The organism is Bradyrhizobium sp. (genome assembly GCF_030646015.1).
GTDB lineage: Bacteria > Pseudomonadota > Alphaproteobacteria > Rhizobiales > Xanthobacteraceae > Bradyrhizobium.
This window is the reverse complement of record NZ_JAUSLT010000073.1, coordinates 22,501-48,973: the sequence shown is the minus strand read 5'-3', so window position 1 is coordinate 48,973 and position 26,473 is coordinate 22,501. Positions and strand designations below refer to the sequence as shown.

General features: G+C 64.9%; 25 protein-coding genes, 1 pseudogene and 1 riboswitch. Of the genes and pseudogenes, 9 read left to right on the top strand and 17 right to left on the bottom strand.

From position 1 onward, the window contains the following. Positions 1–232: 232 nt before the first annotated feature. Positions 233–1,591 (top strand): hypothetical protein, encoded by a 1,359-nt coding sequence (locus tag Q7T45_RS11070; RefSeq protein ID WP_304870649.1) that lies wholly within the window; start codon positions 233–235, stop codon positions 1,589–1,591. 15 nt (positions 1,592–1,606) lie between these two features. Here Q7T45_RS11070 and Q7T45_RS11065 read toward each other — a convergent pair whose 3' ends face one another. After that, the gene (locus tag Q7T45_RS11065) at positions 1,607–2,605 is read right to left on the bottom strand and encodes an aldo/keto reductase (RefSeq protein WP_304870647.1); all 999 of its coding nucleotides are present in this window, start codon (positions 2,603–2,605) and stop codon (positions 1,607–1,609) included. A gap of 215 nt (positions 2,606–2,820) precedes the next feature. Beyond that, entirely contained in the window at positions 2,821–3,843 is a 1,023-nt protein-coding gene (locus Q7T45_RS11060; RefSeq protein ID WP_304870645.1) for a magnesium and cobalt transport protein CorA, read from the bottom strand. Between the two features lie 242 nt (positions 3,844–4,085). Here Q7T45_RS11060 and Q7T45_RS11055 point away from each other — a divergent pair, with 242 nt between their 5' ends. Beyond that, on the top strand, positions 4,086–4,253 hold the full coding sequence (locus Q7T45_RS11055) for a hypothetical protein (protein ID WP_304870644.1): 168 nt from the start codon (positions 4,086–4,088) through the stop codon (positions 4,251–4,253). Between the two features lie 15 nt (positions 4,254–4,268). Here Q7T45_RS11055 and Q7T45_RS11050 read toward each other — a convergent pair whose 3' ends face one another. The 9 genes from Q7T45_RS11050 to Q7T45_RS11010 all read right to left on the bottom strand — a co-directional run bounded on the left by Q7T45_RS11050 (position 4,269) and on the right by Q7T45_RS11010 (position 14,498). Further along, a complete protein-coding gene (locus Q7T45_RS11050; RefSeq protein WP_304870642.1) occupies positions 4,269–5,078 on the bottom strand; it encodes an SDR family NAD(P)-dependent oxidoreductase in 810 nt (269 codons plus the stop codon). 238 nt (positions 5,079–5,316) lie between these two features. Beyond that, on the bottom strand, positions 5,317–6,141 hold the full coding sequence (locus Q7T45_RS11045) for an XdhC family protein (RefSeq protein WP_304870640.1): 825 nt from the start codon (positions 6,139–6,141) through the stop codon (positions 5,317–5,319). A gap of 13 nt (positions 6,142–6,154) precedes the next feature. Continuing rightward, on the bottom strand, positions 6,155–7,363 hold the full coding sequence (locus Q7T45_RS11040; protein WP_304870638.1) for a VWA domain-containing protein: 1,209 nt from the start codon (positions 7,361–7,363) through the stop codon (positions 6,155–6,157). Then, positions 7,360–8,232: a MoxR family ATPase gene (locus tag Q7T45_RS11035; protein WP_304870636.1), complete on the bottom strand. Its 873-nt coding sequence runs from the start codon at positions 8,230–8,232 to the stop codon at positions 7,360–7,362. The genes Q7T45_RS11040 and Q7T45_RS11035 overlap by 4 nt, the downstream gene beginning before the upstream one ends. Positions 8,233–8,403: 171 nt before the next feature. Continuing rightward, a complete protein-coding gene (locus Q7T45_RS11030) occupies positions 8,404–10,827 on the bottom strand; it encodes an aerobic carbon-monoxide dehydrogenase large subunit (RefSeq protein ID WP_304870634.1) in 2,424 nt (807 codons plus the stop codon). Continuing rightward, entirely contained in the window at positions 10,824–11,324 is a 501-nt protein-coding gene (locus Q7T45_RS11025; protein WP_304870632.1) for a (2Fe-2S)-binding protein, read from the bottom strand. Before Q7T45_RS11025 ends, Q7T45_RS11030 begins: the two co-directional genes overlap by 4 nt. Before the next feature lie 13 nt (positions 11,325–11,337). Further along, the gene (locus Q7T45_RS11020; RefSeq protein WP_304870630.1) at positions 11,338–12,201 is read right to left on the bottom strand and encodes a xanthine dehydrogenase family protein subunit M; all 864 of its coding nucleotides are present in this window, start codon (positions 12,199–12,201) and stop codon (positions 11,338–11,340) included. A gap of 298 nt (positions 12,202–12,499) precedes the next feature. Further along, positions 12,500–13,714, bottom strand: coding sequence for an MHYT domain-containing protein (locus Q7T45_RS11015; protein ID WP_304870628.1), 1,215 nt, complete (start codon positions 13,712–13,714; stop codon positions 12,500–12,502). 226 nt (positions 13,715–13,940) lie between these two features. Then, positions 13,941–14,498 carry a 6,7-dimethyl-8-ribityllumazine synthase gene (locus Q7T45_RS11010; protein WP_304870626.1) on the bottom strand — a complete coding sequence of 186 codons (558 nt, stop codon included), beginning with the start codon at positions 14,496–14,498 and terminating at the stop codon, positions 13,941–13,943. Positions 14,499–14,566: 68 nt separating this feature from the next. Continuing rightward, positions 14,567–14,725, bottom strand: a riboswitch (FMN riboswitch). A gap of 486 nt (positions 14,726–15,211) precedes the next feature. Between Q7T45_RS11010 and Q7T45_RS11005 the strand changes: the two genes are divergently transcribed. Next, a complete protein-coding gene (locus Q7T45_RS11005) occupies positions 15,212–15,712 on the top strand; it encodes a YbjN domain-containing protein (protein WP_304870624.1) in 501 nt (166 codons plus the stop codon). 133 nt (positions 15,713–15,845) lie between these two features. Continuing rightward, positions 15,846–16,724 (top strand): pyrroline-5-carboxylate reductase, encoded by an 879-nt coding sequence (proC, locus tag Q7T45_RS11000; protein WP_304870680.1) that lies wholly within the window; start codon positions 15,846–15,848, stop codon positions 16,722–16,724. Positions 16,725–16,860: 136 nt separating this feature from the next. Here the strand turns inward: proC and Q7T45_RS10995 are convergent, their stop codons facing one another. The 4 genes and pseudogenes from Q7T45_RS10995 to Q7T45_RS10980 all read right to left on the bottom strand — a co-directional run bounded on the left by Q7T45_RS10995 (position 16,861) and on the right by Q7T45_RS10980 (position 20,609). Further along, positions 16,861–17,256, bottom strand: coding sequence for a thioesterase family protein (locus tag Q7T45_RS10995; protein ID WP_304870622.1), 396 nt, complete (start codon positions 17,254–17,256; stop codon positions 16,861–16,863). A 168-nt stretch (positions 17,257–17,424) separates the two neighbouring features. Further along, positions 17,425–17,628 carry a tautomerase family protein gene (locus Q7T45_RS10990; RefSeq protein WP_025590867.1) on the bottom strand — a complete coding sequence of 68 codons (204 nt, stop codon included), beginning with the start codon at positions 17,626–17,628 and terminating at the stop codon, positions 17,425–17,427. A gap of 306 nt (positions 17,629–17,934) precedes the next feature. Beyond that, positions 17,935–19,308: pseudogene (gene hisS / locus Q7T45_RS10985) on the bottom strand (histidine--tRNA ligase); the annotation flags it as partial. Positions 19,309–19,529: 221 nt separating this feature from the next. Continuing rightward, entirely contained in the window at positions 19,530–20,609 is a 1,080-nt protein-coding gene (locus Q7T45_RS10980; protein WP_304870677.1) for a branched-chain amino acid aminotransferase, read from the bottom strand. A gap of 410 nt (positions 20,610–21,019) precedes the next feature. On the opposite strand from Q7T45_RS10980, the gene Q7T45_RS10975 reads away from it, so the two are divergent. From Q7T45_RS10975 to Q7T45_RS10965, 3 genes are read left to right on the top strand one after another with little or no spacing between them, the layout of a single operon-like run. Beyond that, on the top strand, positions 21,020–21,580 hold the full coding sequence (locus Q7T45_RS10975) for a MarR family winged helix-turn-helix transcriptional regulator (protein WP_304870610.1): 561 nt from the start codon (positions 21,020–21,022) through the stop codon (positions 21,578–21,580). Further along, on the top strand, positions 21,580–22,299 hold the full coding sequence (locus Q7T45_RS10970; RefSeq protein ID WP_370691256.1) for a response regulator: 720 nt from the start codon (positions 21,580–21,582) through the stop codon (positions 22,297–22,299). The genes Q7T45_RS10975 and Q7T45_RS10970 overlap by 1 nt, the downstream gene beginning before the upstream one ends. 10 nt (positions 22,300–22,309) lie before the next feature. Beyond that, positions 22,310–23,698 carry an ATP-binding protein gene (locus Q7T45_RS10965; RefSeq protein ID WP_304870606.1) on the top strand — a complete coding sequence of 463 codons (1,389 nt, stop codon included), beginning with the start codon at positions 22,310–22,312 and terminating at the stop codon, positions 23,696–23,698. 169 nt (positions 23,699–23,867) lie between these two features. Here the strand turns inward: Q7T45_RS10965 and Q7T45_RS10960 are convergent, their stop codons facing one another. Both Q7T45_RS10960 and Q7T45_RS10955 read right to left on the bottom strand, forming a co-directional pair. Then, a complete protein-coding gene (locus Q7T45_RS10960; RefSeq protein WP_304870604.1) occupies positions 23,868–24,410 on the bottom strand; it encodes a DUF3617 family protein in 543 nt (180 codons plus the stop codon). Positions 24,411–24,456: 46 nt separating this feature from the next. Next, positions 24,457–24,744, bottom strand: a complete 288-nt coding sequence (locus tag Q7T45_RS10955) for a hypothetical protein (protein WP_304870602.1) — start codon at positions 24,742–24,744, stop codon at positions 24,457–24,459. 165 nt (positions 24,745–24,909) lie between these two features. On the opposite strand from Q7T45_RS10955, the gene Q7T45_RS10950 reads away from it, so the two are divergent. Continuing rightward, positions 24,910–25,380: a hypothetical protein gene (locus Q7T45_RS10950; RefSeq protein ID WP_304870599.1), complete on the top strand. Its 471-nt coding sequence runs from the start codon at positions 24,910–24,912 to the stop codon at positions 25,378–25,380. A gap of 296 nt (positions 25,381–25,676) precedes the next feature. Then, a complete protein-coding gene (locus tag Q7T45_RS10945; RefSeq protein ID WP_304870597.1) occupies positions 25,677–26,378 on the top strand; it encodes a ribonuclease T2 in 702 nt (233 codons plus the stop codon). Positions 26,379–26,473: the final 95 nt, after the last annotated feature.

Sequence of the window (26,473 nt, the reverse complement as noted above, 5' to 3'; positions counted from 1 at the left end):
ACGGTTGCATCATCCCGTCGGTTTCGTGCCGGAAGACCCATCATGCCGCCGTTGAATTTATCTAAAGACGCAGCCGCCGCGGCCTAGAACCGGCTACCGCAGAGCCGGCAGAGCCGATAGCATGGCGGGATATTGGGCGGACCGGCCTTCCCTTTCCGGCCCGGTTCGCTGGCTGCCGGTCGAATTAGAGTTTTGTAGAATGTGGTTTTCAATCGTTGCGTGGATCGTGTTGGTGGGCGCGTCGGCATTCTTTGCAGGCTCCGCGCTCAATCTCAGTCCGGCCGAGGTCTCCGGCCATTTCGCGGCATTGCCGGGTCCGCAACGGTTCGCACTCGGCGCCATCCTGTTCACGACCCTGGCGCTGATCGGGTCATCGGTATGGCAAGCCTTCAGCCTCGCCCACCAGAACAAGCGGTTGCGCGATCGCCTCAAGGGGCTGCGACAGGACACCTTGACCGCGCACGAAACCCAGACCCAGTTCGATACCGGGGTCCAGCATCTCGTCGACAGCGATCCGCAGGAAGCCATCGCATCCATTGAGAAAGCACTGACCGAGACCGAGCAGAGGGCGGTGCTGGCGCATGGCCAAAGCGAATCCGTCGATATGCGGGACCGGCTCGACGAGATCAGGCGGCGCCAGAAGGTGCTTCGGGAGACGATCGGCGTCGTGGCCGAAAAGCGGCGGGTGATCGAACCCGTCTTTGGCGAGTTGAAGGACCGGCAACGCCAGCTCGAAAGGTGGCTCACGGATCTCGAGGTCGACGACAGCAAGAACAACATCGCCGAACGGCTGAAGGACCTCGCGCACAACGTCGCGGTGATCCATGAACGGAAAACCGTGCTGCAGGATTCGTTGACGACGCTGAACCGATTCAAGGAAGAACTGGAAAAGTCCGAGACCGAGCTGGTGCCGCTGGGCGGCCTCGATGTCCTGATCGCCGACCTGCGCGTGCTGCGCGATAAGTTGACCGCGTCGCTCGATCAACTCGAAACCAGCGGCGAGGAAAGACTGAGCGCACGGGTCGAGGCACTCTCGAAGGAGAAGGTCGAGATCGAGCAGCGGTTTGCGCGGCTGGACGACGGCTTCAACGTCCTGAATGCGATCCGCCTCGACTTCGACGAACTCAGGGAACGCCGGGCGCATCTGGAGCGCGCATTGGCGGAGGTGGAGATGGATCCGGACGGCAAGAGCCTGATCGACCGCCAGAACGCGCTGAACGAATTCATTGTCGAATCGCGCCTGCGCCTGACGCGATTGCAGGATTCATCGGCGACGCTGACCCACTTCAAGGAAGAAGTGGTCAAGTCGCAGGCCGAACTGGCGCCGCTGCAATCGCCGGTATTCGGCATCGAGGCCCTGATCCGCGAAGTGAATGAAAATCGCGACATCCTGATCAAGACCCTCGGCGAGATCGAATTCAGGGGTGAGGAAAAGCTCGAAGCCCGCGTCGAGGCGCTTACCAAAAACAAGGCGGCGATCGACCAACGGCTGGCTCAGGTGTTCGAGAATTTCCAGAAGCTCGATTCCATGCGCAAGGATATCGGGGAGATTTTTACCAGCATCAGGGGTACGCTCAACCGAATAGGTTGAGCCCTTCTCCCGAAATCATCGTGCTTCGCCCGCAAAAGCCTGCCGCAGCGCGGACAGCCGGTCGAGCGCCGCCTGCGGCAACGGGCCTTTTTCGACCGCGGCGAGGGCGTCCTCGAATTGTTGCGGCGTCGCCATGCCGACCAGGATGGTGCCCATCGCCGGATGCGACAGCGCAAACCTGACGGCAGCCTCAGTCAGGCTGGCGGCAAACCCCTCCTCCACCAAGGGCGCGAGACGGCGGGCGCGATCGACATCCGCATCGTAGCGAACCGCCGAACCGATCGGTTCGGGCGCCGCACCCGCAATCGGGTGGCGCTCGGCCGAACCCGACAGCGCGCCGCCGGCCAGCACGCGGATGCCCACCACGCCAACGCCGGCCGCCGCGGTGTGATCGAACAATCGTCCGTAATCCTGGGCCGGATAGTTTGCCGGCAATGGCCCGGCGGCGGATGGATTGAGCATGTTGTAGACCACCTGCGCGCTGTCGAAGGCGCGTGAATCGATCACGCGATGCAGCGCCGTCGTGTCGCCCACGGCCGAAATCCCGAGGAAACCGATCTTGCCCTGCCGGCGCAGCCGGTCGAACGCGGGCACCACATCGTCGAGCACCTGGCCGACGCTCAGCGCCGGGCCGCCTCCGGCTTCGGTGATCGGATTATGCAGATGAAGGATGTCGACCCGGTCGAGGCGCAGCCGCGCCAGGCTGCCTTCGAGCGAATTCGTGACGGCGTCGGCGATGCGGCCGAACTTTTCCGGCGGTACACGGACCTTGGTGGCGACGACGACGCCGGCCGGTTTCAGTCTGTGCAGGACGCGGCCAAGGTTGGTTTCGGATTCGCCATTGCCGTACAGCACGGCGGTGTCGAAATAATTCACTCCGACGTCGATCGCCCGCGCGATGGTGCGCTCCTGGTCGGCGGCATCGCCGCGCACCATCAATCCGCCGACGGCTCCGCAGCCGAAGCCCAGCACCGAGAGTTGCATTCCCGTGCGACCAAACATCCGCAATTGCATTGTTGTTTCTCCTCTTCCCCCCTCCTCCCACGCGCCCTTGCGCGTGGTGGGGAGGGGTCGGGGGTGGGGGGTGCTTCAGCAAATTCGCTGTCGCAGTACTCGCTTACTACCCGCAGCGAGTACGCCGATAGACCCCCCACCCCCGACCCCTCCCCGCCGCTTCGCGGGAGGAGGGGAGAAGAAAGCGCGCTAGCTTCACTGATCTGAAAATAGAATCAAATCCAGCCGTTTTTCCGGAACCGCCAATAGAGCCAGCCGCAGATCGCCACGATGACGCCGAGCACGAGGGGGTAACCGTACTGCCATTTCAGCTCCGGCATGTGGTCGAAATTCATGCCGTAGATGCCGGCGATCGCGGTGGGCACCGCGAGGATGGCGGCACCGGCCGCCAGCCGCCTTGTGATTTCGGTCTGCTCGGCCTGGCCGGTCATCAGCCGCGCCTCGAAAGCAAACGCCAGCACCTCGCGCAGGCCGTCGATGCCTTCGCGCAGGCGCAGCACGTGATCGGTGACGTCGCGGAACAGCGGCTGCATCGCGGGGTCGATCGGCGCCACCTCGGCATGTTCCAGCCGCCGGCAGACTTCGATCAGCGGCACCACGGCATTGCGCAGCCGCAGCAATTCGCGGCGCAGCAGATGCAGCTGATGGATGTCGAGCTGACCCGAGGGCCTGGCAAACACGCCGTCCTCGATCTCCTCGACTTCGGCGCTGAGGGTTTCCAGCACCGGCTGGTAGTTGTCGACGATGAAATCGAGGATCGCATAGAGGATGTAGTCAGCGCCGTTGGCCAGCGTAATGGGGCAGGACTCGCAGCGCGCGCGCACGGTGGCATAGGAGATCGAGGCGCCGTGGCGCACCGAGACGACATAGCCGCGGCCGACGAACAGATGGGTTTCGCCGAACGCGATGCGGCCCTCGATCCGCTGCGCGGTGCGGGCCACGATGAACAGCGCATCGCCATATTGCTCGATCTTCGGATGCTGGTGCGCCTTGCCGGCATCCTCGATGGCGAGATCGTGCAGGCCAAGTTGCGCCTGCACCCGCGCCAGCAGCTCGGGGCTGGGCTCGAACAGGCCGATCCAGACCACATGGCCGGGCCGTCGCGCCCACTCGCCGGCCTCGTCGACCGCAATCTCCTTGACGCGGCGGCCACCGGCATAAACACTCGAATTGACGAGACCCGGCTCGTGGCCTGGTGGCTCTGGCTGCAGCTGCGGCGGATTGATGCTGGCGTCCAAGGGACCTCGCCGTCTTGACTGGAGGTAAAGGTTTGAGGGCGTGTCACTATACGCCCAAAATCCGGCCATGGGTCCCGATCAACAACCGTCCGGCGGGCTGGCCGGTTCCCCTGCGACGGTAATCTCGCCGTGAACGGATCCGATCAGAAAAGCGTGAGCTGGCTCACGCCTGTGCTTTGAACCATGAACCCACGATGAAGGCGGCCCCACAGAACCCTAGCAACGTTCGACAGGAGGCTACGATGTCTGCCATTTCCAATGGTGTTGCCTGGCGTTCTGGTCTGTTCGATCTGAAACGGTCGGGCGCCGCGCGGCGGCGGCTTCGGGTGCTGGTCAGCGGGCAGAAGTTCATCGCCTGCTTCGACCCTCGCGCCAAATCCCGGCTTCACACTTTCCCGATCCCTGTCTGATCGAACGGCCGGCCCTCATTCAAAGCCCGGCCGCGGCACCAGGTTCATCAGCATGTTGGCATAGCCGCCATCGACGGTGATCTCGTCGCCGTTGACATAGGACGAGCGGTCGCTGGCCAGATACAGGATGGCGTCGGCGATATCCTGCGGTAGGCCGACCCGCCGCAGCGGCACCACCGCGGACCGCCGTTCGGTGACGCCGGGCGTGTCGTAGAACGACTGGCTCATCGGCGTGATCACCATGCCGGGGCTGACGACATTGCTCCGGATGCCCTGGGGCCCCCACTCGCTCGCAAGCTGACGCGACAGCATGATGACGCCGGCCTTGCTGACGCTGTAGGCGCCGCTCTGGCCCTGCGCGTGGCTGCCGGAGATCGAGGAAACATGAACGATGCTGCCGCGCCCGGCTTTGCGCATCGGCCGACCGAAGATCTGGGCGCAGAGAAAATAGCCGGTCAGGTTGACCGACAGCACCGCATTCCATTCCGCCAGCGACAGGTTTTCCAGCCCGCCCGGCCGCAGCACCGCCGCGGTGTTGACGAGAACGCCGCAGAGACCGAGCGCCTTTTCGATGATTTCGGATGCGGCGGCCACGCTGTCGGCGCTCGAAGTGTCGCAGCGCGTCACAAGAGAGTCGCCGGATATTTTGTGCAGCTCCATCCGCGTCACCTCGAGGCCGCGTTCATCAAGGTCGATCGCGGCCACCTTGGCGCCGGTGCGCGCAAGGCTCAACGCCACGGCGCGACCGATGCCGCCGCCACCGCCCGTCACCACGCAGATGCGGCCGGACAGGCCAAGCCAGTCGGAGGAGGATGGTTCGGTCATGATGGATGGCTCCGGTGCTGCGATACGGCAGCATGACGCGAATCCCTAGGGTGGGCAAAGGCGCGCTTGCGCCGTGCCCACCATTTCTCTGTAATGTCGCAGCCTCGTGTCCCGGACGCGGTGCAGCGTCCTTCACGCTGCGCCGCAGAGCCGGGACCCATGAGCGCGCCGCAAGATGGGCCCCGGCTCTGCAGCGCACCGCTTCGCGCTGCGCTGCGTCCGGGGAACGCCGTGTCGGCTACCTCTTCACCCCCCGCTGCCCGCGCCGGCGCTCCACCGTGATCTCCGCCAGGATCGACATCGCGATTTCCTCGGGCGTGATGGCGCCGAGGTCGAGGCCGGCGGGCGCCTTGATGCGGTCGAGCGCCGCGGCGTCGATGCCCTCGCCGATCAGCTTTTCGCGCAGCGCCGCCATCTTGCGGCGGCTGCCGACGAAGGCGTGATAGGCGGCGTCGGTTTTGACCGCCGCGCGCAACGCGGCTTCGTCGCCCTTGCCCTGCGTCGAGACCACGATGAAGCGCCGTGCCTCGTTGAGTTGGCCGAGCGCATAGCCATCGATCACCAGGTCGGCGTCGGGCGCATCGGGCCGGTCGGCGGCGGGTGCCGCTACCGTGACGTGATAACCGAGTGGCCGCGCTTGCGCCGCCAGCGACAGCGCCACCGGGCTCCCGCCGAGAATGACCAGCGAGGGATGCGGCAGCACCGGCTCCACAAAAATGTCCATGGTGCCCTTGCTCGGGCACATGTTCTGCGCAAAGCGGACGCCGTCGCGGTTCTCGCCGGGTTTTACCCCGAGTTCGGCCAGCAGGTTTTCCGGCTGCACCGAGACCATGCGTGGTTCGCCATCGGCCAGCGCTTCCCGCGCCGCCTTCAGCACCGCGCCGCGGGCGCAGCCGCCGCCGATCCAGCCAGCGACGATGGTGCCGTCGGGACGGATGATCGCCTTGGCGCCGGCTTTCGCGGCGGTCACCGAAACGGTGCGGACCACGGTGGCCAGCACGAACGCCTGCTCGGCGGCCTTCATCTGCGCCACCAGGTCCATCACTTCGACATGCGCGGTCATGGGCGCCTCCCCCTCACAGCTTCGCCAGATAGGGTTCGAGCGCGGTCAGGCTCTGCAGCGTGTTGGCGGGCGCGTAGAGATCGACATGCGGCAACGCCGCCTTGATGCCGGCGGCCTCGGGAGCGTAGCCCGGCCATGCCAGCATCGGATTGAGCCAGACGATACGGCGGCAGCGCCTGGCCAGCGCCGCCATCTCGCGGCCGAGCAGAGCGGCGTCGCCGGTCTCGTAGCCGTCGGATACGATCATGACGCAGGTTCGCGAATGAATGACGCGGGCGGCATGCCAGCGATTGAAGGTTTGCAGGCTTTCGCCGATCCTGGTGCCGCCGCCGGCGCCCTGTGCCATGATCGAGAGACGATCCAGCGCCCGGGCGGAATCCTTTTCCTTCATCGCGTCGGAGACGTAGGCGAGCCGCGTATGAAACAGGAATGCTTCGGCCTCGCGGAACTCGTCCAGCACGCCGTGGATGAAGCGCAGGAACACGCCGGTGTACATGCTCATCGAGCCGGAGGCGTCGAGCAGCACGACGAGGCGCAGCGGCTTTGGCTTGCGCTGCCGTTTGACCAGGCTGATCGGCACGCCGCCATGGCTGATATTGCCGTGGATAGTTCGCCGGAGATCGAGCCGGTAACCGCGCCGCCGCGCCAGGTCGCGGCGGGTCAGCCGGGTGCGCATGGTTTTTGCCAATCGCGCGGCGACAGCGTGGGCTTCCGCGATCTGTTCGGGGTCTGCCATCTTGCGGAAATCGATTTTCGAAATATTGTCGACGCGCGATGCGCCTTCCATGCGGCCTTCGCCGGCGCGATCCTGTGGCGCCTCGTCGGTAGACGGCACTTGGTCCGTCGCTACTTCGCTTCCTGACGGTTCGGCCTTGTTGTCGCGCAGACTTTTCAGCGACGGGCTGTTGGCGGCCTTCGCCGATCCCATGGTGACCGAGCGCGATCTGACGCGCTTGCCGAGCCAGAAGGCGTCGAACAGGCCATCGAATTTTTCCCAGTCGGATTTGCGGGCCGAGAACAGGTGTTTGAAGGCCGAGCGCAGCAGCCCGGGTTTGGCGGCATAACCCGATGCCATCAGCGTCGCGGCGTCGCGGCCTTCGTGCAGGCCGACGGCAAAGCCATTGTCGCGCAAGGTTCGCAGAAACGCCGCGAGTTTGGTCGAGACGAGGCGGGAGACTTCGTCGAGCTCGTCATATCCAGGGCTGGCGCCGCAGCAGCTCATGCGACCTTCCCCAGCAGGCGCTCGGTGACCTCGCGGCTGACGCGCGACTTGTCCTCATGGGTTTTCAGCAGGCACATCAGGGTCTCGTGCACCACCTCCGGCGCCTCATGCAGGTCGCGCACGCCGAGCCCGACCAGGGCCGCCGCCCAGTCCAGCGTCTCCGCGACACCCGGCACCTTGCGCAACTCTTCCTTCCGGATGCCCTCGACCAGCCGCGCGATCTGCAGCGACAGCGACGCGCCGGCGCTTTCGATCCGCGCCATGATGATGCGCGCCTCGCGGTCGACGTCGGGATAGTCGACATAATGATAGAGGCAGCGGCGGCGCAGCGCGTCCGACAGTTCCCGTGTCCCGTTCGAGGTCAGCACCACATGCGGAATGGTGGTGGCCTTGATCGTTCCCAGTTCCGGGATCGAGACTTGGAAGTCCGACAGCAGTTCAAGCAGGAACGCCTCGAACTCGTCGTCGGCGCGGTCGATCTCGTCGATCAGCAACACCGGCGGCTTGTCGCGCCGGATCGCCGCCAGCAGCGGCCGTTCCAGCAGGTATTTTTCGGAAAATATCTGGTGCTCGATGGCATCGGCATCCTCGCCGCGATGCGCCTGGATCGACAGCAGCTGCCGCTGGTAGTTCCATTCATAGAGTGCTGCGGATTGATCGAGGCCCTCGTAGCACTGCAGGCGGATCAGCTCGGTGGCATGCGCCGCCGCCAGCGCCTTTGCCACCTCGGTCTTGCCGACACCGGCTTCACCTTCCAGCAGCAGCGGGCGCTTCAGCAGTTGCATCAGCGAGATCGCGGTCGCGAGTTCGGCGTCGGCGATGTAGCCGGACGCGGCGAGTGCTTGCGCGATCTCTTCGCGGGTTTTCATGGGCAGACATTTTCCTCTTCGCTTCCACTCCCCTCCCCCCGCGAAGCGGCGGGGAGGGGTCGGGGCTGGGGGGTGGCTCAGCAAACTCGCTGCCAGAGGAGCAAGCGGAGGCACCCCCCACCCCCGACCCCTCCCCGCCACGCGCAAGAGCGCGTGGGAGGAGGGGAGAAATTACGCCGCGAACACTCCCAACTCCTTCGCCGCTCGCCAGTTGCGCCAGTAGTCGTGCGGCATCTGGATGTGCGTCGAGCCCAGGAACGAGAAGGCGTCGTTGACGGCGTTGGAGAAGGCCGGCACGCCGCCGACATTCGGGCTTTCGCCGACGCCCTTGGCGCCGATCGGATGGTGCGGCGACGGCGTCACGGTAAAATCGGTTTCCCAGTGCGGGGTTTCCACCGCGGTCGGCATGAAGAAATCCATGAACGAGCCGGTCACCACATTGCCCTCGTCGTCGTAGCGAATCTCCTGGCCCATCGCGATCGCGAAGGCTTCGGTCAGGCCGCCATGGACTTGGCCCTCGATGATCATCGGGTTGATCCGGGTGCCACAATCGTCCAGCGCGTAAAAGCGCCGGATCCTGTAGACTCCGGTATCGACGTCGATGTTCATCACGCAGATATAGGCGCCGAACGGATAGGTCATGTTGGGCGGATCGTAATAGCTCACCGCCTCCAGCCCGGGCTCCATGCCCGGCGGCACCGAATTATAGGCCGCCCAGCAGATGTCCTTCATGGACATCGTTTTCTCGGGAAGACCTTTCACTCGAAAACCGTCGATGTCCCATTCGAGATCGCCTTCATGCACTTCGAGCTTGTAGGCGGCGATCATCTGCGCCTTGGCCTTGATTTTTCGCGCGGCCATCGCGATCGCGGCGCCCGCCACCGGCGTCGAGCGCGAGCCGTAGGTGCCGAGCCCGTAGGGCGCGGTATCGGTATTGCCCTCCTCGACCATGATGTCGTCGGCGGGAATGCCGATCTCGGTGGCGATGATCTGCGCCCAGGTGGTCTCGTGGCCCTGGCCCTGGCTCTTGGAGCCGACCCTGGCGATGCCCGCACCCGTGGGATGCATGCGGATTTCGCAGGAATCGAACATCGCGATCCCCAGGATGTCGCAGTTCTTCGACGGCCCGGCGCCGACGATCTCGGTAAAGAACGACACGCCGAGGCCCATGATCTCGCGGGTCTCGCCGCGCTTGAAGGCCTCGCGCTGCGCCGCCTGCTCCTTGCGCAGGCCGGCATAGTCGACCGATTCCATCATCTTCTTCATCGCGGTGTGGTAGTCGCCGGAATCATATTCCCAGCCCAGCGCCGAGTGATAGGGGAACTGCTCCGGCTTGATGAAGTTCTTCAGCCGCAGTTCGGCCGGATCCATCCCGAGCTTCTGAGCGAGAATATCCATGCCGCGTTCGATGCAATAGGCCGCCTCCGTCACCCGGAACGAGCAGCGATAGGCGACGCCGCCCGGCGCCTTGTTGGTGTAGATGCCGTCGACCGCCACATGCGCGGTCGGGAAGTCGTAAGAGCCGGTGACGATGTTGAAGAAACCGGCCGGCCATTTCGACGGATCGGCGCAGGCATCGAAGGCGCCGTGATCGGCCAGCACATGGACGCGCAGGCCGGTGACCTTGCCCTCCTTGGTCGCGGCGATCTCGGTGGTCATGTGGTAGTCGCGGGCGAACGAGGTCGCGGTCAGGTTCTCGATGCGGTCCTCGACCCATTTGACCGGCTTGCCGGTGACGATCGAGGCCACCGCGGCGCAGATGTAGCCGGGATAGGCGCCGACCTTGTTGCCGAAACCGCCGCCGATGTCGGGCGAGATGACGTGGATCTTGTGCTCCGGAATCTTCGCGATCAGCGCCACCACGGTGCGGATCACATGCGGCGCCTGGAACGTGCCCCAGATCGACAACTCGCCCCTGATCTTGTCGAACGAGCAGACGCACTGGCAGGTCTCCAGCGGCGACGGGTGGGTGCGGTGATAGGACAGCATTTCCTTGATGGTGACATCCGCCTTCTTGAAGGCGGCGTCGGTCAGGTCCTTGTCGCCGATGGTCCATTCGAAGACGTGGTTGTGATGCTTGCGCGGGCCGTGCGCACCCGAGGTCTTGCCGGCGGGGTCTTCGCGCAGCACCGGCGCGTCGGGGTCCATCGCCTTGAACGGGTCGATCACGACCGGCAGCGGTTCATATTCGACCACGACCTTGTTGATGCCGTCATCGGCGGCATAGCGGTCGGTGGCGACCACGAAGGCGACTTCCTGGTTCTGGAACAGCACCTTGCCGTCGGCCAGCACCATCTGGACGTCGCCGGCCAGCGTCGGCATCCAGGCGAGGTTGACGGTTTTCAGCGTCTCGGCGGTGATCACCGCCAGCACGCCCGGCACCTTCAACGCCTCTTCGCTGTTGATCGATTTGACCCGCGCATGGGCGTGCGGCGAGCGGACGAAATCGCCGTGCAGCATGCCCGGCAGTTTCAAATCGTCGACATAATTGCCCTTGCCCTGCGTAAAGCGGATGTCCTCGACCCGCTTGCGCTTGCAGCCCATGCCTTCGAGTTTGGCTTCGCGTTGTTCCCGCGTGGGAGTCATGTCGTTCATTCCGCAGCCTCCTGGAACTGGACGCCATTGATCTTGGCGGCGGCGTACTGGATCGCCTTGACGATGTTCTGGTAGCCGGTGCAGCGGCAGAAATTGCCGGAAATGCCCATCCGAATCTCCGCCTCAGTCGGTGACGGATTCTCCTGCAGCAGCCGTTGCGCGCGAAGAATCATGCCGGGGGTGCAGAAGCCGCATTGCAGCCCGTGCATCATCCGGAAGCCTTCCTGCAGCGCCGACAGCGAGCCGTCGGCATTGGCGATGCCCTCGATGGTGGTGATGTCGGATCCCTGGGCCTGCACCGCGAACATCGTGCAGGACTTCACCGACATGCCGTCGATATCGACGGTGCAGGCGCCGCAATGGGTGGTCTCGCAGCCGATATGCGTGCCGGTGAGCAGAAGATTCTCGCGGATGAAATGCACCAGCAGGGTGCGCGGTTCGACGAGGCCTTCGACCTCGGCGCCGTTCACCTTCATGGTTACGTGGGTTTTTGCCATTGGTTGATCCCCCTTAACTTGCGCGCGCGGCGGCGCGGGTCAGCGCCCGCGTCACCATGATGCCGCCGACATGCTTGCGGTATTCGACCGGGCCGCGGGCGTCCGCGGCCGGCGCCATGATCGCGACCGCCGCGGCTGCCGCCTTCCCCAGTGTCGCGTCGTCGAGGCTGGTGCCGATCACGGCTTTGGCGGCGTCTGTGGCGAGCAGCGGTGTCTCGTGCAGGTTGGTCAGCCCGATCGCGCAGGTGGCGACCTTGCCGCCGGCCATGGTCAGCACCACCGCCGCAGCCGCGGTGGCGTAGTCGCCGACCTTGCGCTTCAGCTTTTCGTATGCGTAGCCGTGACCTGCTGCTCCGGCGGGGATGGAAATCGAGGTCAGGATTTCGCCGGGCTCAAGCGCAGTGAAATAGGCGCCCTGATAAAAGTCCGAAGCGGCGATGTCGCGCCCGCCGCCCGGCCCCTCGAGCCGGTAGAACGCGCCCAACACCAGCATCAGCGCCGGCATGTCATTGCCGGGATCGCCATTGGCGACATTGCCGCCGATGGTGCCGCGGTAGCGCACCTGCGGATCGGCGATCAACAGCGCGGTTTCGTGCAGGATCGGCAGCGATTGCCTGATCTCGTCCGACGCCAGCAATTCGTGCTGGGTGGTCATGGCCCCGATCACGATCTTGTGGCCGTCGCGGCGGATGCCCTTCAGCCCGGCGATGCCGTGCAGGTCGACCAGATGCTCGGGGGTGGCGAGCCGGAGCTTCATCATCGGCACCAGGCTGTGGCCGCCGGCCAGCGGCCTGGCTTCGTCGCCCAGCGTCGAGAGCAGTTTGACCGCATCGGCCACGCTCGCGGGCCGGTGATAGCTGAACGGGCCAGGAATCATGGTTGCCTTCTCCATTCGTCTTTTTGAGATCAGACGTTGGCGGCAGGCTGTTCCCGGAATTTTTTCGCAGCAATCGCGAGGGCACGGGCAAGGGAAATTCGCACGAAATGCGGATTACCGCGCACGAAATGCGTCAGCGATGGAGACCTATGGGGCTGCGTCCCCCGGATGCAGCGCAGCGCTCTTGCGGTGCGCTGCTGATCCGGGGTCCATCCTGGTCAGGCTGGGTCCCGGCTCTGCGGTGCATCGTGAAGAACGCTGCACCGCGTCCGGGACACGAGACCGCGAACGCCCACCCTCACGCATGCCGCCTTGCCAACCCCAGCCGCGCTTTCACCTCGGCGATCTTGGCCCGGCTCACCGGCACCCGGTGCGGCGACGGGCCGTCGAGCTCGATCACGGCGCCATCGCCTTCCTTGCGGACGAAGCTGACGTGGGGGATCGCCACGATGTGGCTGCGGTGCACCCGGACGAACAGGCCGGGATCGAGCTGGGCTTCGGCTTCCGAGATCGACCACGGGCACATCCGCTCGCGGGTGCCGTCATGCACCCTTGTGTAATGAGCGTCGGCCCGCACGCTGCGCACCTCGGCGGAATCGATAAAATGGGTGCCATTGGCGCCCTCGACCGGAAGCCGGGCGGCCGGGGCGGCGCGGGGCGGTTGGCCGATGCCGCCAAGCGGCGACGGCATCAGCCGCGGTGACGGCATCGCCGGCTCGCGAGACGCGGGCGGATCGGCGATCGCCGCTTGCGGGCCCGGATCGATCGCGACCGCGGGCGCGGCCGCCGCCACGGGTTGCCGGCGCGGGTCCGGCACCAGCGACAGCAGGAAGCCCGCGGCAATGACAAAACACAGCACGGCGACGATCACCGCCAGCAATTGCTGCGACGCCGCCAGCCCGCCGGCATGGCGGTGCGCCGCCTCCGCCAGCGGCACGAAATGCATGCCGTGCATCGCGGTGTAATGCATGCCGGATACCGCGACGCCAAACGCGATCGAACTTGCGACCAGCCGGACGCCGTCCTGCCGGGCGAGGAACGCACGCAGGCCGCCATAGGCGGTGACGATCCCGATTCCGATCGACAGCAGGATCATCGGTGTATCGTGCGCAATGGCGAAATTGCCCGACAGCCCGTGAATGCCGACATAATGCATGCTGGCGATGCCGGCCCCGAGCAGCACGGCCGACCAGACTACCCGCCGCAGCGACGGGTCGCCGATGCTGACGAAAAACAGGGATATGCCGACCACCAGCGCGCAGATCAGGAACGAGATGATGGTGGGCAGCACGAGATAGACCGTATCTGCCGGGATCGGCGCCGCCAGCATGCCGACGAAATGCATGGTCCAGATGCCGACCGCGAGAAACGCGGCGGCGCCCGCCAGCAGCAGGCGCGCGCTGACGCCCGGCGTCCCGCGGATGCGCGCGGTGAGGCCGAAGCCGGTGTAGCCGCCGAGAATCGCGATCACCACCGAGAGCGCGACGAGATAAGGATCGTGTCCGCTGACCATGATCGTTCGGCCGCCCGTCGCCGCGGGCGTGCCCTCCTCCCGCCGCCGAGTTTACCCGCGCGGCGGGAGGAATGACAATGAATCCCTCATGCCTCGTGTCCCGGACGCGGTGCAGCGTCCTTCACGCTGCTCCGCTGAGCCGGGACCCACGCTTTCGTGAATTATCATGGGCCCCGGCTCAGCAGCGCACCGCTATCGCGCTGCGCTGCGTCCGGGGCACGAGAGTTTACGCAATCCCCGCCGCGACCTGGCCGCGCAGCCGTTCCAGGCTGAGCAGCGTGTTGGCGCAGGCTTCCGCGACCTCGACGCCCTTGAGCGCGAAATGGCGGCGGAAGAAGTCCAGATGCGCGGCGCTCTCGTGGAACTGTTGCGGCGTCAGCACCGCCGAGAAGATCGGCACCTCGGTGCGCAGCTGCACATCCATCAGCGCCTTGATCACGGTGTCGGCGACGAATTCATGGCGGTAGATGCCGCCATCGACCACAAGCCCCGCCGCGACGATGGCGGTATAGCGCCGCGTCTTGGCGAGGATCTGCGCATGCAGCGGGATTTCGAACGAGCCGGGCACCTCGAACAGATCGACATTCGTGATATGGCGCGCCTCGATCTCCTGAAGGAAGGCGATCCGGCATTCCTCCACCACCTCGCGGTGCCAGGAGGATTGCACGAACGCGACCCGCTGCGGTTTTGCAAAGCGCGGATGCGAGGTTGCCGGAGGATCGATAATTTCGGGGGATTTAACTTCAGAAGATTGGATTTGGGGTTCTTGCAACATCTGATTCATGGCTTTCCTCTTTCAGGACCAGAATCAGGGCATACGGAACGAGCAGCCGCGCGGATTGCGGCTGTCGCGACCGTTCTCTTTCATCCGGACTTTAACCGTCGGCTTCGGAGTCACACCGAATCTGCTGACCCTTTTCGCCGGAACGTCCGGACAAGAAGGCGCTCGCGGGCTTGGGCTGCGTCACCCTTACCGCCGGTGGGGACTTTCACCCCGCCCTGAGAACATCGGCCGCCCGGTATGAGCGGCCTTGACGGGAACTATGGCGAATCACCGGGAGGCCAGCAAGCGGCTTCCGCATCGGAAATCTGCATGTCCCCATGCCCGCAGAGCCGGGCGGCCGGACTTGAGGTCGGTAACCGCATGAAAATGATTCAATATTTCGTCATGGCCAGCCCACCATAAGCACCGTTCGACGGCTGCATTCGACGCGCCGGACTCGCCTTGCGCGAATCCGATTCCGGTTTGTTCCAAAAGTTAACAATGGCGTTTGCGATCAGCTGTGGATGAGCGGCCCTTTGCCTGTGGACGGAGTCCCCGTACGGTTGCGGAGATTCTGCAAATCACATCACTTGATCCCGGCAAGCTCAACGAACCCACCACAAGGTGGACCCAAGGGATTGCGTCCGGCAGCGACGCGTTATGTCAGCGCGTGTCGGCCTGCTGCGTGCGTATCAACCATCGTATCTCCGATACCAAAGTAAGGTCGAGACGGCATGTCCCTGCTCGAAGGCATCATCGATTCCCGGAACAACCCGCTCGCGGTTGTCGAAGACATCGCCGCCGACAACAACTGGTCGTTCGAACGATCCGGCGAAGACGAGGTCACCATCGTCTCCAAGGGTGACTGGACCGACTACCAGTTGTCCTTCACCTGGATGGGCGAGATCGAGGCGCTGCATCTGGCCTGCGCCTTCGACATGAAGATTCCGGCCGCCCGCCGCGCCGAAGTGCAGCGGCTGATCGCCGCCATCAACGAACAATTATGGGTCGGGCATTTCGACATCTGGACCCACACCGGCATGATCATGTACCGGCAGGCGCTGGTGCTGCCGGGCGGGCTGACCGCCTCGACCGCGCAATGCGAAAGCATGCTGGTCGGCGCCATCCACGCCTGCGAACGCTATTTTCCCGCATTCCAGTTCGTGGTCTGGGCCGGCAAGAATGCCGCGGAAGCCATGAGTGCGGCGATGTTCGATACGCAGGGTGAGGCTTGAAGACTCCAACGCAGGCGCTGCAACATATTCGCTGTCGTCCCGGCCTCCGAGCCGGGACCCATACGCCGTGACACCCGCGTTCGGCTAAAATGCTTGTCGCTCGTCCCTCGCCTCATTAGAACCACCTGTGGTTATGGGTCCCGGCTCGGAGGCCGGGACGACAGCGTCATTTGTGGTGAGCACCTTGAACACAACCAGCGCACTGAAAAACATCACCGGCACCATCGTGCTCGCCGGCGCCGGCAAGATGGGCGGCGCGATGCTGACGGGCTGGCTGGCGGGCGGGCTCGACCCGAAGCGCGTCACCGTGATCGAGCCGCACCCTTCCGCCGACATCAGCGCGCTGGCGGCAAAGGGCATCCGTCTCAATCCGACGGCGAACGAGATCGGCGATGTCGCGACGCTGGTGGTCGCCGTCAAGCCGCAGACATTCCCCGAGGCCGGGCCGGCGCTGAAGCCATTCGTCAGCGCTTCCACCCTGGTGGTCTCGATCATGGCCGGCATCACCAGCGCCGCGCTCGAAAAGGTCTGCGGCGGCAGCGTGGTGCGCGCCATGCCGAACACGCCAGCCGCCATCGGCCGCGGCATCACGGTGGCGGTGGCGGCGACCAATGTCAGCGCCGCGCAGCGCGCGGTCGCCCACGCGCTGCTGCGCGCCACCGGCGCGGTCGAGTGGGTCGATGACGAGAATTTGATGGACGCGGTGACCGCGGTGTCCGGTTCCGGTCCGGCCTATATCTTCCTGCTCGCCGAGGAGCTGGCGCGCGCCGGCGTCGAAGCCGGCCTGCCGGTCGAACTCGCGACAAAACTGGCGCGCGAAACCGTCGCCGGCTCCGGCGAATTGCTGCATCGCTCGGACGATTCATCGGCGACGCTGCGCAAGAACGTCACCTCGCCCGGCGGCACCACCGCGGCGGCGCTGGAAGTGCTGATGGGCGACGGCGGCCTGCAACAGCTGATGATCCGCGCGGTCGCGGCGGCGACCAGGCGCTCGAAGGAATTGGCGAAGTAGCACACTCGTCGTAGCCCGGATGGAGCCAATAGGTCGGCGCAAAGCGCCGCCCGATTGGCGCAATCCGGGTCAGTCGCGCAAGTTTCCGCACCGGCCCCGGATTTCGCAAGGGCTCCATCCGGGCTACGGGTTTCGTCTACTTCGCACCCATCCGCTTGTTGAAACTCGCGAGATTCACCAGGCCGCGGGCGTGGCGGCCGTCGCCGATCTTGCGCTCGCCGTCGAACGCCTCGACCTCGAAGCGGATCACGCGGCGCTCCACTGCGATCACCTTCGCCGTGGTCCGCACGGTGGCGCCGACCGGGGTGGCGGCGAGATGGCGGATATCGACCTCGGTGCCGACGGTGACCCAGCCCGGCTGCAGATGGCCACGGATGGCGTCGCCGGACGCCAGCTCCATTTCCAGGATCATCATCGGGGTCGCATAGACCATCGGCATCCCCGCGACGAAATGCCCGACGGTCTGTTCCGGCGGCACCACGAGGGTGCGCTCGGCGCTCATGCCGATGGTGATGATGTCGCGTGCGTCCATGGGATGATCCGAAATCTCAACACCGTCGTCCCCGCGCACGCGGGGACCCATACGCCGTGACGTCAAGGTTACGGGAAGTTTACAAAGCCTTGTTGAAGCAGCACGCTCCACCAACAGACGACCGGGGTTATGGGTCCCCGCGTGCGCGGGGACGACGAGGGAGCGGTTCTACTTCTTCGCAGCCGCCGCGCGCTCTACAAAGGTCTTGCCGCCCTTCATCTTGTGAGCCAGCGGCGCCTCGTTGATCTGGATCACGACGGCGTCGGCGTCGACGCCGAGGTTCTTCACCAGCGCCTGGGTGATGTCGCGCATCATGCCGGCCTTCTGTTCGTCGGTGCGGCCGGCGGCCATGCTCACGGTAATTTCAGGCATTCTGTCACTCCCTTTGTTTTTGCTACTTCGTTTTCGCTACGAATTCAGTCCTCATCCCTGCGTAATGGCTTCGCCGTTATCGCCTGAGGAGCGGCCTCTTGGCCGCGTCTCGAAGGATGTGCCCATTGTCCCCATGGTTCGAGACGGCGCAAGGGCGCCTCCTCACCATGAGGGCTTAATTCCACTTCACATCATGCCGCGCCAGCACTTCGCGCACGGCTTCGACAATCCTGCTCTCATCGACCTCGTATTGCGCTGCGGTCTGCTTCTTCAGATATTCCTCGCGATCCTTGATCTCGGTGAGGCCCGCGCCGAGGATCAGATCCTTGATCTGGACCTTGCCATTGGCTTTTTCGTCCGAGCCCTGGATGATCACGCAAGGCGAATTGCGCTTGTCGGCATATTTGAGCTGGTTGCCCATGTTCTTGGGGTTGCCGAGATAAAGCTCGGCGCGGATGTCGGCCTTGCGCAGGTCCGCGACCATTTTCTGATAATCGGCGATGCGGTCGCGGTCGAACACGGTGACGACGACGGGACCGAACTCCGGCGTGGTGTCGAGCTTGCCGAGCATGGTGAGGGCGGCCTGCAGCCGCGACACGCCGATGGAGAAACCGGTCGCCGGCACCGGCTCGCCGCGAAAGCGCGAGACCAGACCATCGTAACGCCCGCCGCCACCGACCGAGCCGAAGCGGACGGGACGGCCTTTTTCGTCTTTCGTCTCGAGCGTGAGTTCGACCTCGTAGACCGGGCCGGTGTAATATTCGAGGCCGCGCACGACGGAGGGATCGATCTTGATGCGATCCGGACCGTAACCGGAAGCCGCGATCAGATTGGAAATCTCGGAAAGTTCGGCGCGCGCCAACTGAACCGTCTCCGACTCGAACAGGTAACGAAACGCGGCGTCATCCGCCTTGCCGGGATCGCCGAAGCAGGTCGCAATCGCGTGCGCGTCGGTGGCGCTCAAGCCGGCACCCTTGGTGAAATCGCCCTTGCCTTCTTCGCCGCCGTCCCATCGTCCGGGACCCAGCAGCTTTTCCACTTCCGCGATCGGAAATTTGTCGAGCTTGTCGACGGCGCGCAAGACGATGAGCCGTCGTCCCGCATGCTCGTCGCCGCCAAGCCCGATGCTCTCCATCACGCCGTCGAGCACCTTGCGGTTATTCACCTTCACCACATAGCTGCCACGCGGGATGCCCAGCGCTTCCATCGTATCCGCCGCCATCATGCACATCTCGCGTCCGCCGCCGGCGAAGCGCTGCCCATCGTGTCAGCGTCGAACTGCATGAACTGGCGGAAGCGGCCGGGGCCGGGCTTCTCGTTGCGATAGACATAACCCTCGCGATAGCTGCGATAGGGTTTTGGCAGCGAGTCAAAATTTTCCGCGACGTAGCGCGCCAGCGGCGCGGTCAGGTCGTAGCGCAGGCTGATCCACTGCTCGTCATCATCCTGGAACGAGAACACGCCCTCATTGGGCCGGTCCTGGTCCGGCAAAAATTTGCCGAGCGCGTCGGTATATTCCATCGCCGGGGTTTCCACCGGCTCGAAACCGTAGCGCTGATAGACCTCGCGGATTTTGGCGACCATCGCGCGGGTCGCCGCAATCTCGGCAGGGCCGCGATCGGTAAGGCCGCGCGGCAAGCGGGCGCGGAGTTTTTGCGGTTTTTTGGGTTTTTCAGCCATGGCCGGCGTTGGTACCAGCGCAGGCCCGGCGCGGCAACCGCTTGCTTGTTTCCTTCTCCCCTTGTGGGAGAAGGTGGCGCCTCACGAAGTGAGGCGACGGATGAGGGGTCTGCATCCGCGGAGACAGACCCCTCACCCGGCCGCGATGCTTCCGCATCGCGTCCACCCTCTCCCACAAGGGGAGAGGGAAGAAAGGGACGCACCGAGACTTCCGCCGCCCCTCAAAACACCTTCTTGATCCAGTCGTGCGGGTCCGCCGCGCGGCCGTACTGGATGTCGACCAGCTTCTTGCGCATTCCCATGGCGACCGGGCCGGCGGCGCCGCCGCTGATGAGGAAGTCGCCGCTGGCCGAGCACACCTTGCCGATCGGCGAGATCACGGCCGCCGTGCCGCAGGCAAAAGCCTCTTTCAGTCGGCCGCTGGCGGCATCCGCGCGCCACTGCCCGATCGTGTAGGCCTCCTCGCGCACGGGCATGCCGGCATCCCTGGCGAGTGCGATGATCGAATCGCGGGTAATGCCCGGCAGGATGGTGCCGAGCGGCGGCGTCGAGAGCGAACCGTCGTCGAACACGAAAAAGACGTTCATGCCGCCGAGTTCCTCGACGTAGCGGCGCTCGACCGCATCGAGGAACACGACCTGATCGCAGCCGTGCTCGATGGCCTCGGCCTGCGCGCGCAGGGACGCGGCGTAATTGCCGCCGCATTTGACCGCGCCGGTGCCGCCGATCGCGGCGCGGGTGTAGTTCTCCGACACCCAGATCGACACCGGCGCAGGTCCGCCCTTGAAATAGGAGCCGACCGGCGAGGCGATGACGGCGAAGATGTATTCTGCCGACGGTTTGACGCCGAGGAACACCTCGCTCGCGATCATGAAGGGCCGCAAATAAAGGCTGCCCTCGCCGCCCGGGATCCAGGCGCGGTCGAGACGCACGAGCTGCTCGACCGCTTCGATGAACGCGGACTCCGGCAGCGGCGCCATCGCCATGCGGTCGGCCGAATTCTGGAAGCGTCTGGCGTTGGCGTCGGGACGGAACAGGTTCACGCCGCCGTCGTCGCGCTTGTAGGCCTTGAGGCCCTCGAAAATCTCCTGCGCGTAATGCAGCACGGCTGTGGCCGGATCGAGCGGGAAATTGGCGCGGGATTCGACGCGCGCGTCATGCCAGCCCTTGGCCTGGTTGTAGCGGACGATCGCCATGTGATCGGTGAAAACCCGGCCAAAACCCGGGTCCGCGAGCTTTGCCTCCCGTTCTTTTTCCGGCGTCAGGTTCGCCGCAGGCTGGATGTCGAATTTCAAACTCATGGCCTTGCTTCCCGCTGTCGGAGCCGGCGCGATGTCCGCCGTCGGCCTGTCTCTGCGGGCCTGCTCGATCGAAACTGCCATGGACGTTCTCCCGGATTGACGCTGGTCTTGCGCCTGTTCTTGCGCCGGCGACGCGGCGCGGTTGGTTACGCCTGGCCTTCCCCGCCCGGCCTTGCGGCCGGTTGCCACGCCGGCATGTCCTTAGGACACGCTTTTGTGGAATGCGGAAGTCCAGTATGTTTGCCGAAATGCCGCTCGACAATCGCACGGTCAACAAATCAGCAGCCTTGTTCAAACTCGGCCGCCACTTCAGGCCTTATCCGGCCCTTTGGAACTGTACCGCGCTCAAAACGACTTAATGTTTCGTCGCGGCTGACAGTTTTGTAACATTGAACCCAAGATACGTCAATATGGCTGACATAAATTTCTCGGCATCCTCCACAGACCCCGATTCGAGGGCGGGCGAAGCACGATCCCCTGCCCCGGGTCAGGCCGATTTGCGCTGGGATATCATCGAGCTGCTGTTCTTCGCCTACCGGGATTTCGTCGGCGACGCCGACAACGTATTGGAGGCCTTCGGCTTCGGGCGGGCGCACCACCGGGTGCTACATTTTGTCCACCGTTTTCCCGGCCTCAAGGTCGCCGATCTCCTGGACGTGCTGCGGATTACCAAGCAGTCGCTGGGACGGGTACTCAAACAGCTGCTCGACGAAGGCTACATCGTGCAGCGCACCGGCAACAACGACCGGCGGCAGCGGCTGCTCTACGCCACCGCCAAGGGCGAGGCGCTGGTGGGCAGGCTCGCGGGCCTGCAGACCGACCGGATCAACCGCGCGCTGTCGGGTATCGCGCCCGATGGCGTGGAAACCGTCCGCCAGTTCCTGCGCGCGATGATCGATCACGACGATCCCGACAAGGTGCTGGCGACCATTCTCGGCTCCGGCGGCGCAACCGCAAAGGACAAGTCGTGATCCAGGCTTCCACAATCGCGCGGACCCCGCCGCAACCGGCCGACGACGCCCCGCATCTGCTGCTGGTCGATGACGACCGCCGCATCCGCGATCTGTTGTCGCGCTTTCTGTGCGGGGAAGGCTACCGCGTCACCACGGCGGCGAGCGCCTCCGACGCCCGCGCCAAGCTGCTCGGCCTGCATTTCGATCTGTTGATCCTCGACGTCATGATGCCGGGCGAGACCGGCTTCGACCTCGCCCGCTTCATCCGTACCTCGTCCTCGGTGCCGATCATCATGCTAACGGCGCGCCATGAAGCCGAGGCCCGCATCGAGGGCCTGCAGATCGGCGCCGACGATTACGTCGCAAAGCCGTTCGAGCCGCGCGAGCTGGTGCTGCGGATCGGCAATATTCTCAAGCGCACCGCGCCGCCGCCGGTGGAGACGCTGGAGCAGGTCGCGTTCGGCCCCTATGTCTATCATCTCGACCGCGGCGAACTGCGCCAGGGCGAGGAGACCATCCACCTCACCGATCGCGAGCGCGAGATGCTGCGGATTCTCGCGGTGGCGCCGGGCGAGACCGTGCCGCGCAGCGCGCTGACCGGCGACGGCTCCGTCAACGAGCGCGCGGTCGACGTGCAGATCAACCGCCTGCGGCGCAAGATCGAGAAAGATCCAGCCAATCCGCTGTTCCTGCAGGCGGTGCGCGGCGTCGGCTATCGCCTGGTCGCTTCGCCTTGAGAATATCAGTATGAGCACGCTCGACACCGGCCTCACACTGATCCGCTCCGCCGCCGGGCGCGTCTCCGCCGCCAATAACTGGATGGGCAACGCCTTCAAGGGCTGGATGCCGACCGGGCTCTACGCCCGCGCGCTGCTGATCATGATCGTGCCGATGGTGGTGCTGCAGTCGGTGGTGGCGTTCGTGTTCATGGAGCGGCACTGGAACACGGTGACGCGGCGGCTGTCCGCCGCCGTGGTGGCCGATGTCGCCACCCTGATCGACGTCTACAAGGTCTATCCGCAGGACAAGGACCGCACGCAGTTGCGGCGCATCGCCCAGCAGCGGCTCGGCATGGGGCTGGATTTCCTCCCCGTCGGCGACATGCCGCCGCCGGGGCCGAAACCGTTCTTCTCGCTGCTCGACCAGACGCTGTCGGTGCAGCTCAGCCGCCAGATCGCGCGACCGTTCTGGATCGATACCGTCGGCCGCTCCAACCTGGTGGAGATCCGCATCCAGCTCGACGACGCGGTGATGCGGATCTTCGCGCAGCGCAGTGCTGCCTATGCGTCGAATTCAGAGATCTTCATCTTCTGGATGCTGGGGACCTCGTCGATCCTGCTGATCGTCATGGTGCTGTTCCTGCGCAACCAGATCAAGCCGATCCTGCGGCTGGCCGACGCCGCCGAAAGTTTCGGCAAGGGCCGCGAGGCGCCGAACTTCCGTCCCCGCGGCGCCCGCGAAGTGCGGCGCGCCGCCCACGCCTTCCTCGAGATGAAGGCGCGCATCGAGCGCTCGATCGAGCAGCGTACCGCGATGCTGGCCGGCGTCAGCCACGATCTGCGCACCATCCTCACCCGCTTCAAGCTCGAGCTGGCGCTGATCGGCGACAGCCCCGAGGTCGACGGCATGCGCAAGGACGTCGACGAGATGGCCGGCATGCTGGAGGCCTATCTGGCGTTCGCGCGCGGCGACAGCGGCGAGCATGCGCAGCCGACCGACATGGCGCTGGCTCTGGAGGAATTGCGCAGCGACGCCGAGCGCAACGGCCACGCCGCGACCGTGACATTCCACGGCCTGCCCGTGGTGACGGTGAAGCCGGCATCGTTCAAGCGCTGCCTCGCCAACCTCGTCTCCAACGCGGCGCGCCACGCCAACGCGATCTCGATCACCGGCCACCGCGACCACCGCTATCTCACCGTCACGGTCGACGACGACGGCCCGGGCATTCCCGTCGAGATGCGCGAGGAAGTTTTCAAGCCGTTCCTGCGGCTCGACGACGCCCGCAACCAGGACGAGGGCGGCACCGGCCTGGGGCTGGCGATCGCCCGCGACATCGCCCGCTCGCATGGCGGCGACATCACGCTCGGCGACAGCCCGATGGGCGGGCTGCGTGCGGCGGTGCGGATACCGGTGTGACTTTCTTCTCCTCCCCTGGAGGGGGAGGGTCGACGCGACTGAAAGGAGCGGCGGGGTGGGGTGACGGTCTATCGTATCGAACAGTGAGCGAGTTGAGAGACTGTCACCCCACCCCGCTCGCTACGCGAGCGACCCTCCCCCTACAGGGGAGAGTAAGCGAGCGCCTCGGCTACTTCGCCGGCTTCGGCATCAGGCCCTTGAGCTTTTCCATGTCCTTGATGTTCATCTTCATGCCGCCGGGCATCATGATGTCGCCGGGCTTCTGATCCGCCTTGCAGGCGCCCAGCCACTTCGCTTCGATCGTCGTGGTGCTGTCGCGCGGCATGCCGGGCGGACCGCCCTGGCTCTGCGAGGTGGCCTTGACGGTGTAGGCGGAATTGAAGTCGCCAACGATCTCGGAATGCGAGGTCATGGTCACGCCCGCGACGTTGCAGACGGAATCGTTGACATAGCCGGTTGCGGTCTTCTGGGTGTCGTTCTTCGAACACAGATCCTTCGACGCAGGCGAGAAGGACGAACTCATCGCCTTGTCGGTGGTCTCGTCGGTGCATTGCTGCATCGTCATCTCGGGCGTCGACGAACCGGCCCGCATGGTCTTCATTTCCCACAGGCCCGCCTTGCGCATCGGCAGTTCGACCGCAACGGCATCGGGCCCTGGGATAGCCACCAGCAGACAAGCGCCTAATACCAATGAAACGAGCTGTCGCGTCATGTGCGCACTCCCGGCTGATCGATTCCGACAGGTGGGATGATCCGGTTCAGTAACGGGCGCGCACGGCCCCGTCCGCCCGGTAATACGGCACCCAGCGACAGGCGAACGAGATGTAGCCGCCCTCGTAGGCCTGCACGCCGAGGAATTTCACCACCTTGCCGTAACCGGCGCAGTGGTCGATCGCCATGGCGCGGATATCGGTCTGCGACGCCAGCCCATAGGCGATGATGCCGCCGGTGTCGTTGCCCTTGAACGGCGGCACCCATTGGGCCTGCACCGGCGCGCTCGCCAGCATTCCCATCGCAACCAGGCTCGCAGCCCCAATCATTCGCATCGCAGACTCCATTTGGCTGCAAGCACCTTAGGGCGCATCGGCCGCCATGAAAAGAACGGCGGACGGCCGAGCGCCGGGTTATCGGCAGGTGTGGCCGCCTTGCACTTGACCTCGTGCGGGCTTCGCGGCACCGTCCCCGACGTTGGAACACCGGCGGATTTCCCCATGCGCGACTTCTTCAAAGCCCAGAAACGACCCGCTGTTGGCGTAGCACTCGGCGTCATGCTGGGTCTGCTTACCCCGGGCCAGTCGGCGCAAGCGGCCAATCCGCTGGAGCTGAATTTCGGGCTGTTCGGCCCGAAATATGACGGCCGGGTCAAGGAATGCGAAGCCGCACTGGGCACCATCACCAACCAGTTCTGGGAGAAGGAAAGCACCTTCTGGAATTCCTCGCTCAAGATCACGGCCTATGGCCGCATCCACGAAACCGCGTTCCGGCCCTGGCAGTCCGACAACATACCGCGCCGCTATTGCAGCGCCGACGTGATGCTGAGCGACGGCAAGCTGCGCCAGGTGCACTACTCGATCATCGAGGACGGCGGCTTTGCCGGCTTCGGCCAGGGCGTGGAATGGTGCGTGACCGGGCTCGACCGCAACTGGGCCTATAATCCCGGCTGCAAGGCCGCCAAGCCCTGAGCGGCACCCTGGGTTTTTGGGGCGATTGCCCCGAATCTGGCCTCCCCTGAAGCTGGATGAGATTTGGCTGGAACCGTGAAAACGTAGCATTTTCATATCGTTCCGAACGCAGCGGCACGAGTGCGGCGGCCCGCTCTTACTGTGCATGGGGTTGTTTTCGATTTTTGCCCAGACCCTGCTGTGAGCGTGGGATCGGTGATATCTCGCCCTCGCCGTCGTCGCTCTTCATAATTTGTTCTTGAAATGTTCCGGTTTTCTGCTACACTTCCGGGCGGTCCGAGTATAGGGGCTTTGTCATGTCGCATTTTTTACGGGTCGGGATTTCGCGGGTTGTGATCTCCCTGGGGTTGCTGATCGCGGCCGCCCTGACAGGGCTGGTGGGGACCGCAGCGGCGCAGGATCGCCGGCAGAATGCCCCCGGCGAGTTCGATTTTTACGTGCTGTCGCTGTCGTGGTCGCCTTCCTACTGCGAGGAGGCGGCGGAGCGCGGCACCAGCGGGCGGTCGCAGATCCAGTGCGGCCGGCCCTATGCCTTCGTGGTCCACGGCCTGTGGCCGCAATATGAGCGCGGCTTTCCCAACTACTGCCAGCGGCCGTCGCCGCGGCTCGATCGCAATATCATGACGTCGATGCTGGATCTGATGCCGGCGCCCGGGCTGATCTTTGCCGAGTGGGACAAGCACGGCACCTGCTCCGGGCTCGGCGCCCGGGCCTATTTCGAGACCATCCGCAAGGCCCGCGCCGCCGTGAAGATTCCGCCGGAATATCTCGATCTGGCCGCCGAGAAGACACTGGCGCCCGCCGAGATCGAGGAAGCCTTCGTCAAGGTCAATCCCGGCCTCAGCGCCTCGGCGATCGCGGTGGTCTGCGGCCGGAAGCGGCTCAGCGAAGTGCGCATCTGCATGAGCAAGGACCTCCAGTTCCGCGCCTGTGAAGAGACCGACCGCCGCGCCTGCCGCCGCGACGAGGTGGTGATGCCGCCGATGCGGGGGACCTGAGGGGGATACGTCATTCAGGGGCGATGCGAAGCATCGAACCCGGAATCTCGAGATTCCGGGTTCGCGCTAACGCGCCATCCCGGAATGACCTTGGT

What these genes read in the sequence shown, in the direction of transcription:
- Q7T45_RS11035 (WP_304870636.1), bottom strand. Translation starts at nt 8,232, where the DNA reads ATGAAAACCCGCGAAGAGATCGCGCAAGCACTCGCCGCGTCCGGCTAC.
- Q7T45_RS11065 (WP_304870647.1), bottom strand. Translation starts at nt 2,605, where the DNA reads ATGCAATTGCGGATGTTTGGTCGCACGGGAATGCAACTCTCGGTGCTG.
- Q7T45_RS10990 (WP_025590867.1), bottom strand. Translation starts at nt 17,628, where the DNA reads ATGCCTGAAATTACCGTGAGCATGGCCGCCGGCCGCACCGACGAACAG.
- Q7T45_RS10955 (WP_304870602.1), bottom strand. Translation starts at nt 24,744, where the DNA reads ATGCGAATGATTGGGGCTGCGAGCCTGGTTGCGATGGGAATGCTGGCG.
- Q7T45_RS10975 (WP_304870610.1), top strand. Translation starts at nt 21,020, where the DNA reads ATGGCTGACATAAATTTCTCGGCATCCTCCACAGACCCCGATTCGAGG.
- Q7T45_RS10965 (WP_304870606.1), top strand. Translation starts at nt 22,310, where the DNA reads ATGAGCACGCTCGACACCGGCCTCACACTGATCCGCTCCGCCGCCGGG.
- Q7T45_RS11025 (WP_304870632.1), bottom strand. Translation starts at nt 11,324, where the DNA reads ATGGCAAAAACCCACGTAACCATGAAGGTGAACGGCGCCGAGGTCGAA.
- proC (WP_304870680.1), top strand. Translation starts at nt 15,846, where the DNA reads ATGGGTCCCGGCTCGGAGGCCGGGACGACAGCGTCATTTGTGGTGAGC.
- Q7T45_RS11015 (WP_304870628.1), bottom strand. Translation starts at nt 13,714, where the DNA reads ATGGTCAGCGGACACGATCCTTATCTCGTCGCGCTCTCGGTGGTGATC.
- Q7T45_RS11020 (WP_304870630.1), bottom strand. Translation starts at nt 12,201, where the DNA reads ATGATTCCTGGCCCGTTCAGCTATCACCGGCCCGCGAGCGTGGCCGAT.
- Q7T45_RS10980 (WP_304870677.1), bottom strand. Translation starts at nt 20,609, where the DNA reads ATGAGTTTGAAATTCGACATCCAGCCTGCGGCGAACCTGACGCCGGAA.
- Q7T45_RS11010 (WP_304870626.1), bottom strand. Translation starts at nt 14,498, where the DNA reads ATGAATCAGATGTTGCAAGAACCCCAAATCCAATCTTCTGAAGTTAAA.
- Q7T45_RS11045 (WP_304870640.1), bottom strand. Translation starts at nt 6,141, where the DNA reads ATGACCGCGCATGTCGAAGTGATGGACCTGGTGGCGCAGATGAAGGCC.
- Q7T45_RS10945 (WP_304870597.1), top strand. Translation starts at nt 25,677, where the DNA reads ATGTCGCATTTTTTACGGGTCGGGATTTCGCGGGTTGTGATCTCCCTG.
- Q7T45_RS11050 (WP_304870642.1), bottom strand. Translation starts at nt 5,078, where the DNA reads ATGACCGAACCATCCTCCTCCGACTGGCTTGGCCTGTCCGGCCGCATC.
- Q7T45_RS11055 (WP_304870644.1), top strand. Translation starts at nt 4,086, where the DNA reads ATGTCTGCCATTTCCAATGGTGTTGCCTGGCGTTCTGGTCTGTTCGAT.
- Q7T45_RS11040 (WP_304870638.1), bottom strand. Translation starts at nt 7,363, where the DNA reads ATGAGCTGCTGCGGCGCCAGCCCTGGATATGACGAGCTCGACGAAGTC.
- Q7T45_RS10995 (WP_304870622.1), bottom strand. Translation starts at nt 17,256, where the DNA reads ATGGACGCACGCGACATCATCACCATCGGCATGAGCGCCGAGCGCACC.
- Q7T45_RS11030 (WP_304870634.1), bottom strand. Translation starts at nt 10,827, where the DNA reads ATGAACGACATGACTCCCACGCGGGAACAACGCGAAGCCAAACTCGAA.
- Q7T45_RS10950 (WP_304870599.1), top strand. Translation starts at nt 24,910, where the DNA reads ATGCGCGACTTCTTCAAAGCCCAGAAACGACCCGCTGTTGGCGTAGCA.
- Q7T45_RS10960 (WP_304870604.1), bottom strand. Translation starts at nt 24,410, where the DNA reads ATGACGCGACAGCTCGTTTCATTGGTATTAGGCGCTTGTCTGCTGGTG.
- Q7T45_RS11005 (WP_304870624.1), top strand. Translation starts at nt 15,212, where the DNA reads ATGTCCCTGCTCGAAGGCATCATCGATTCCCGGAACAACCCGCTCGCG.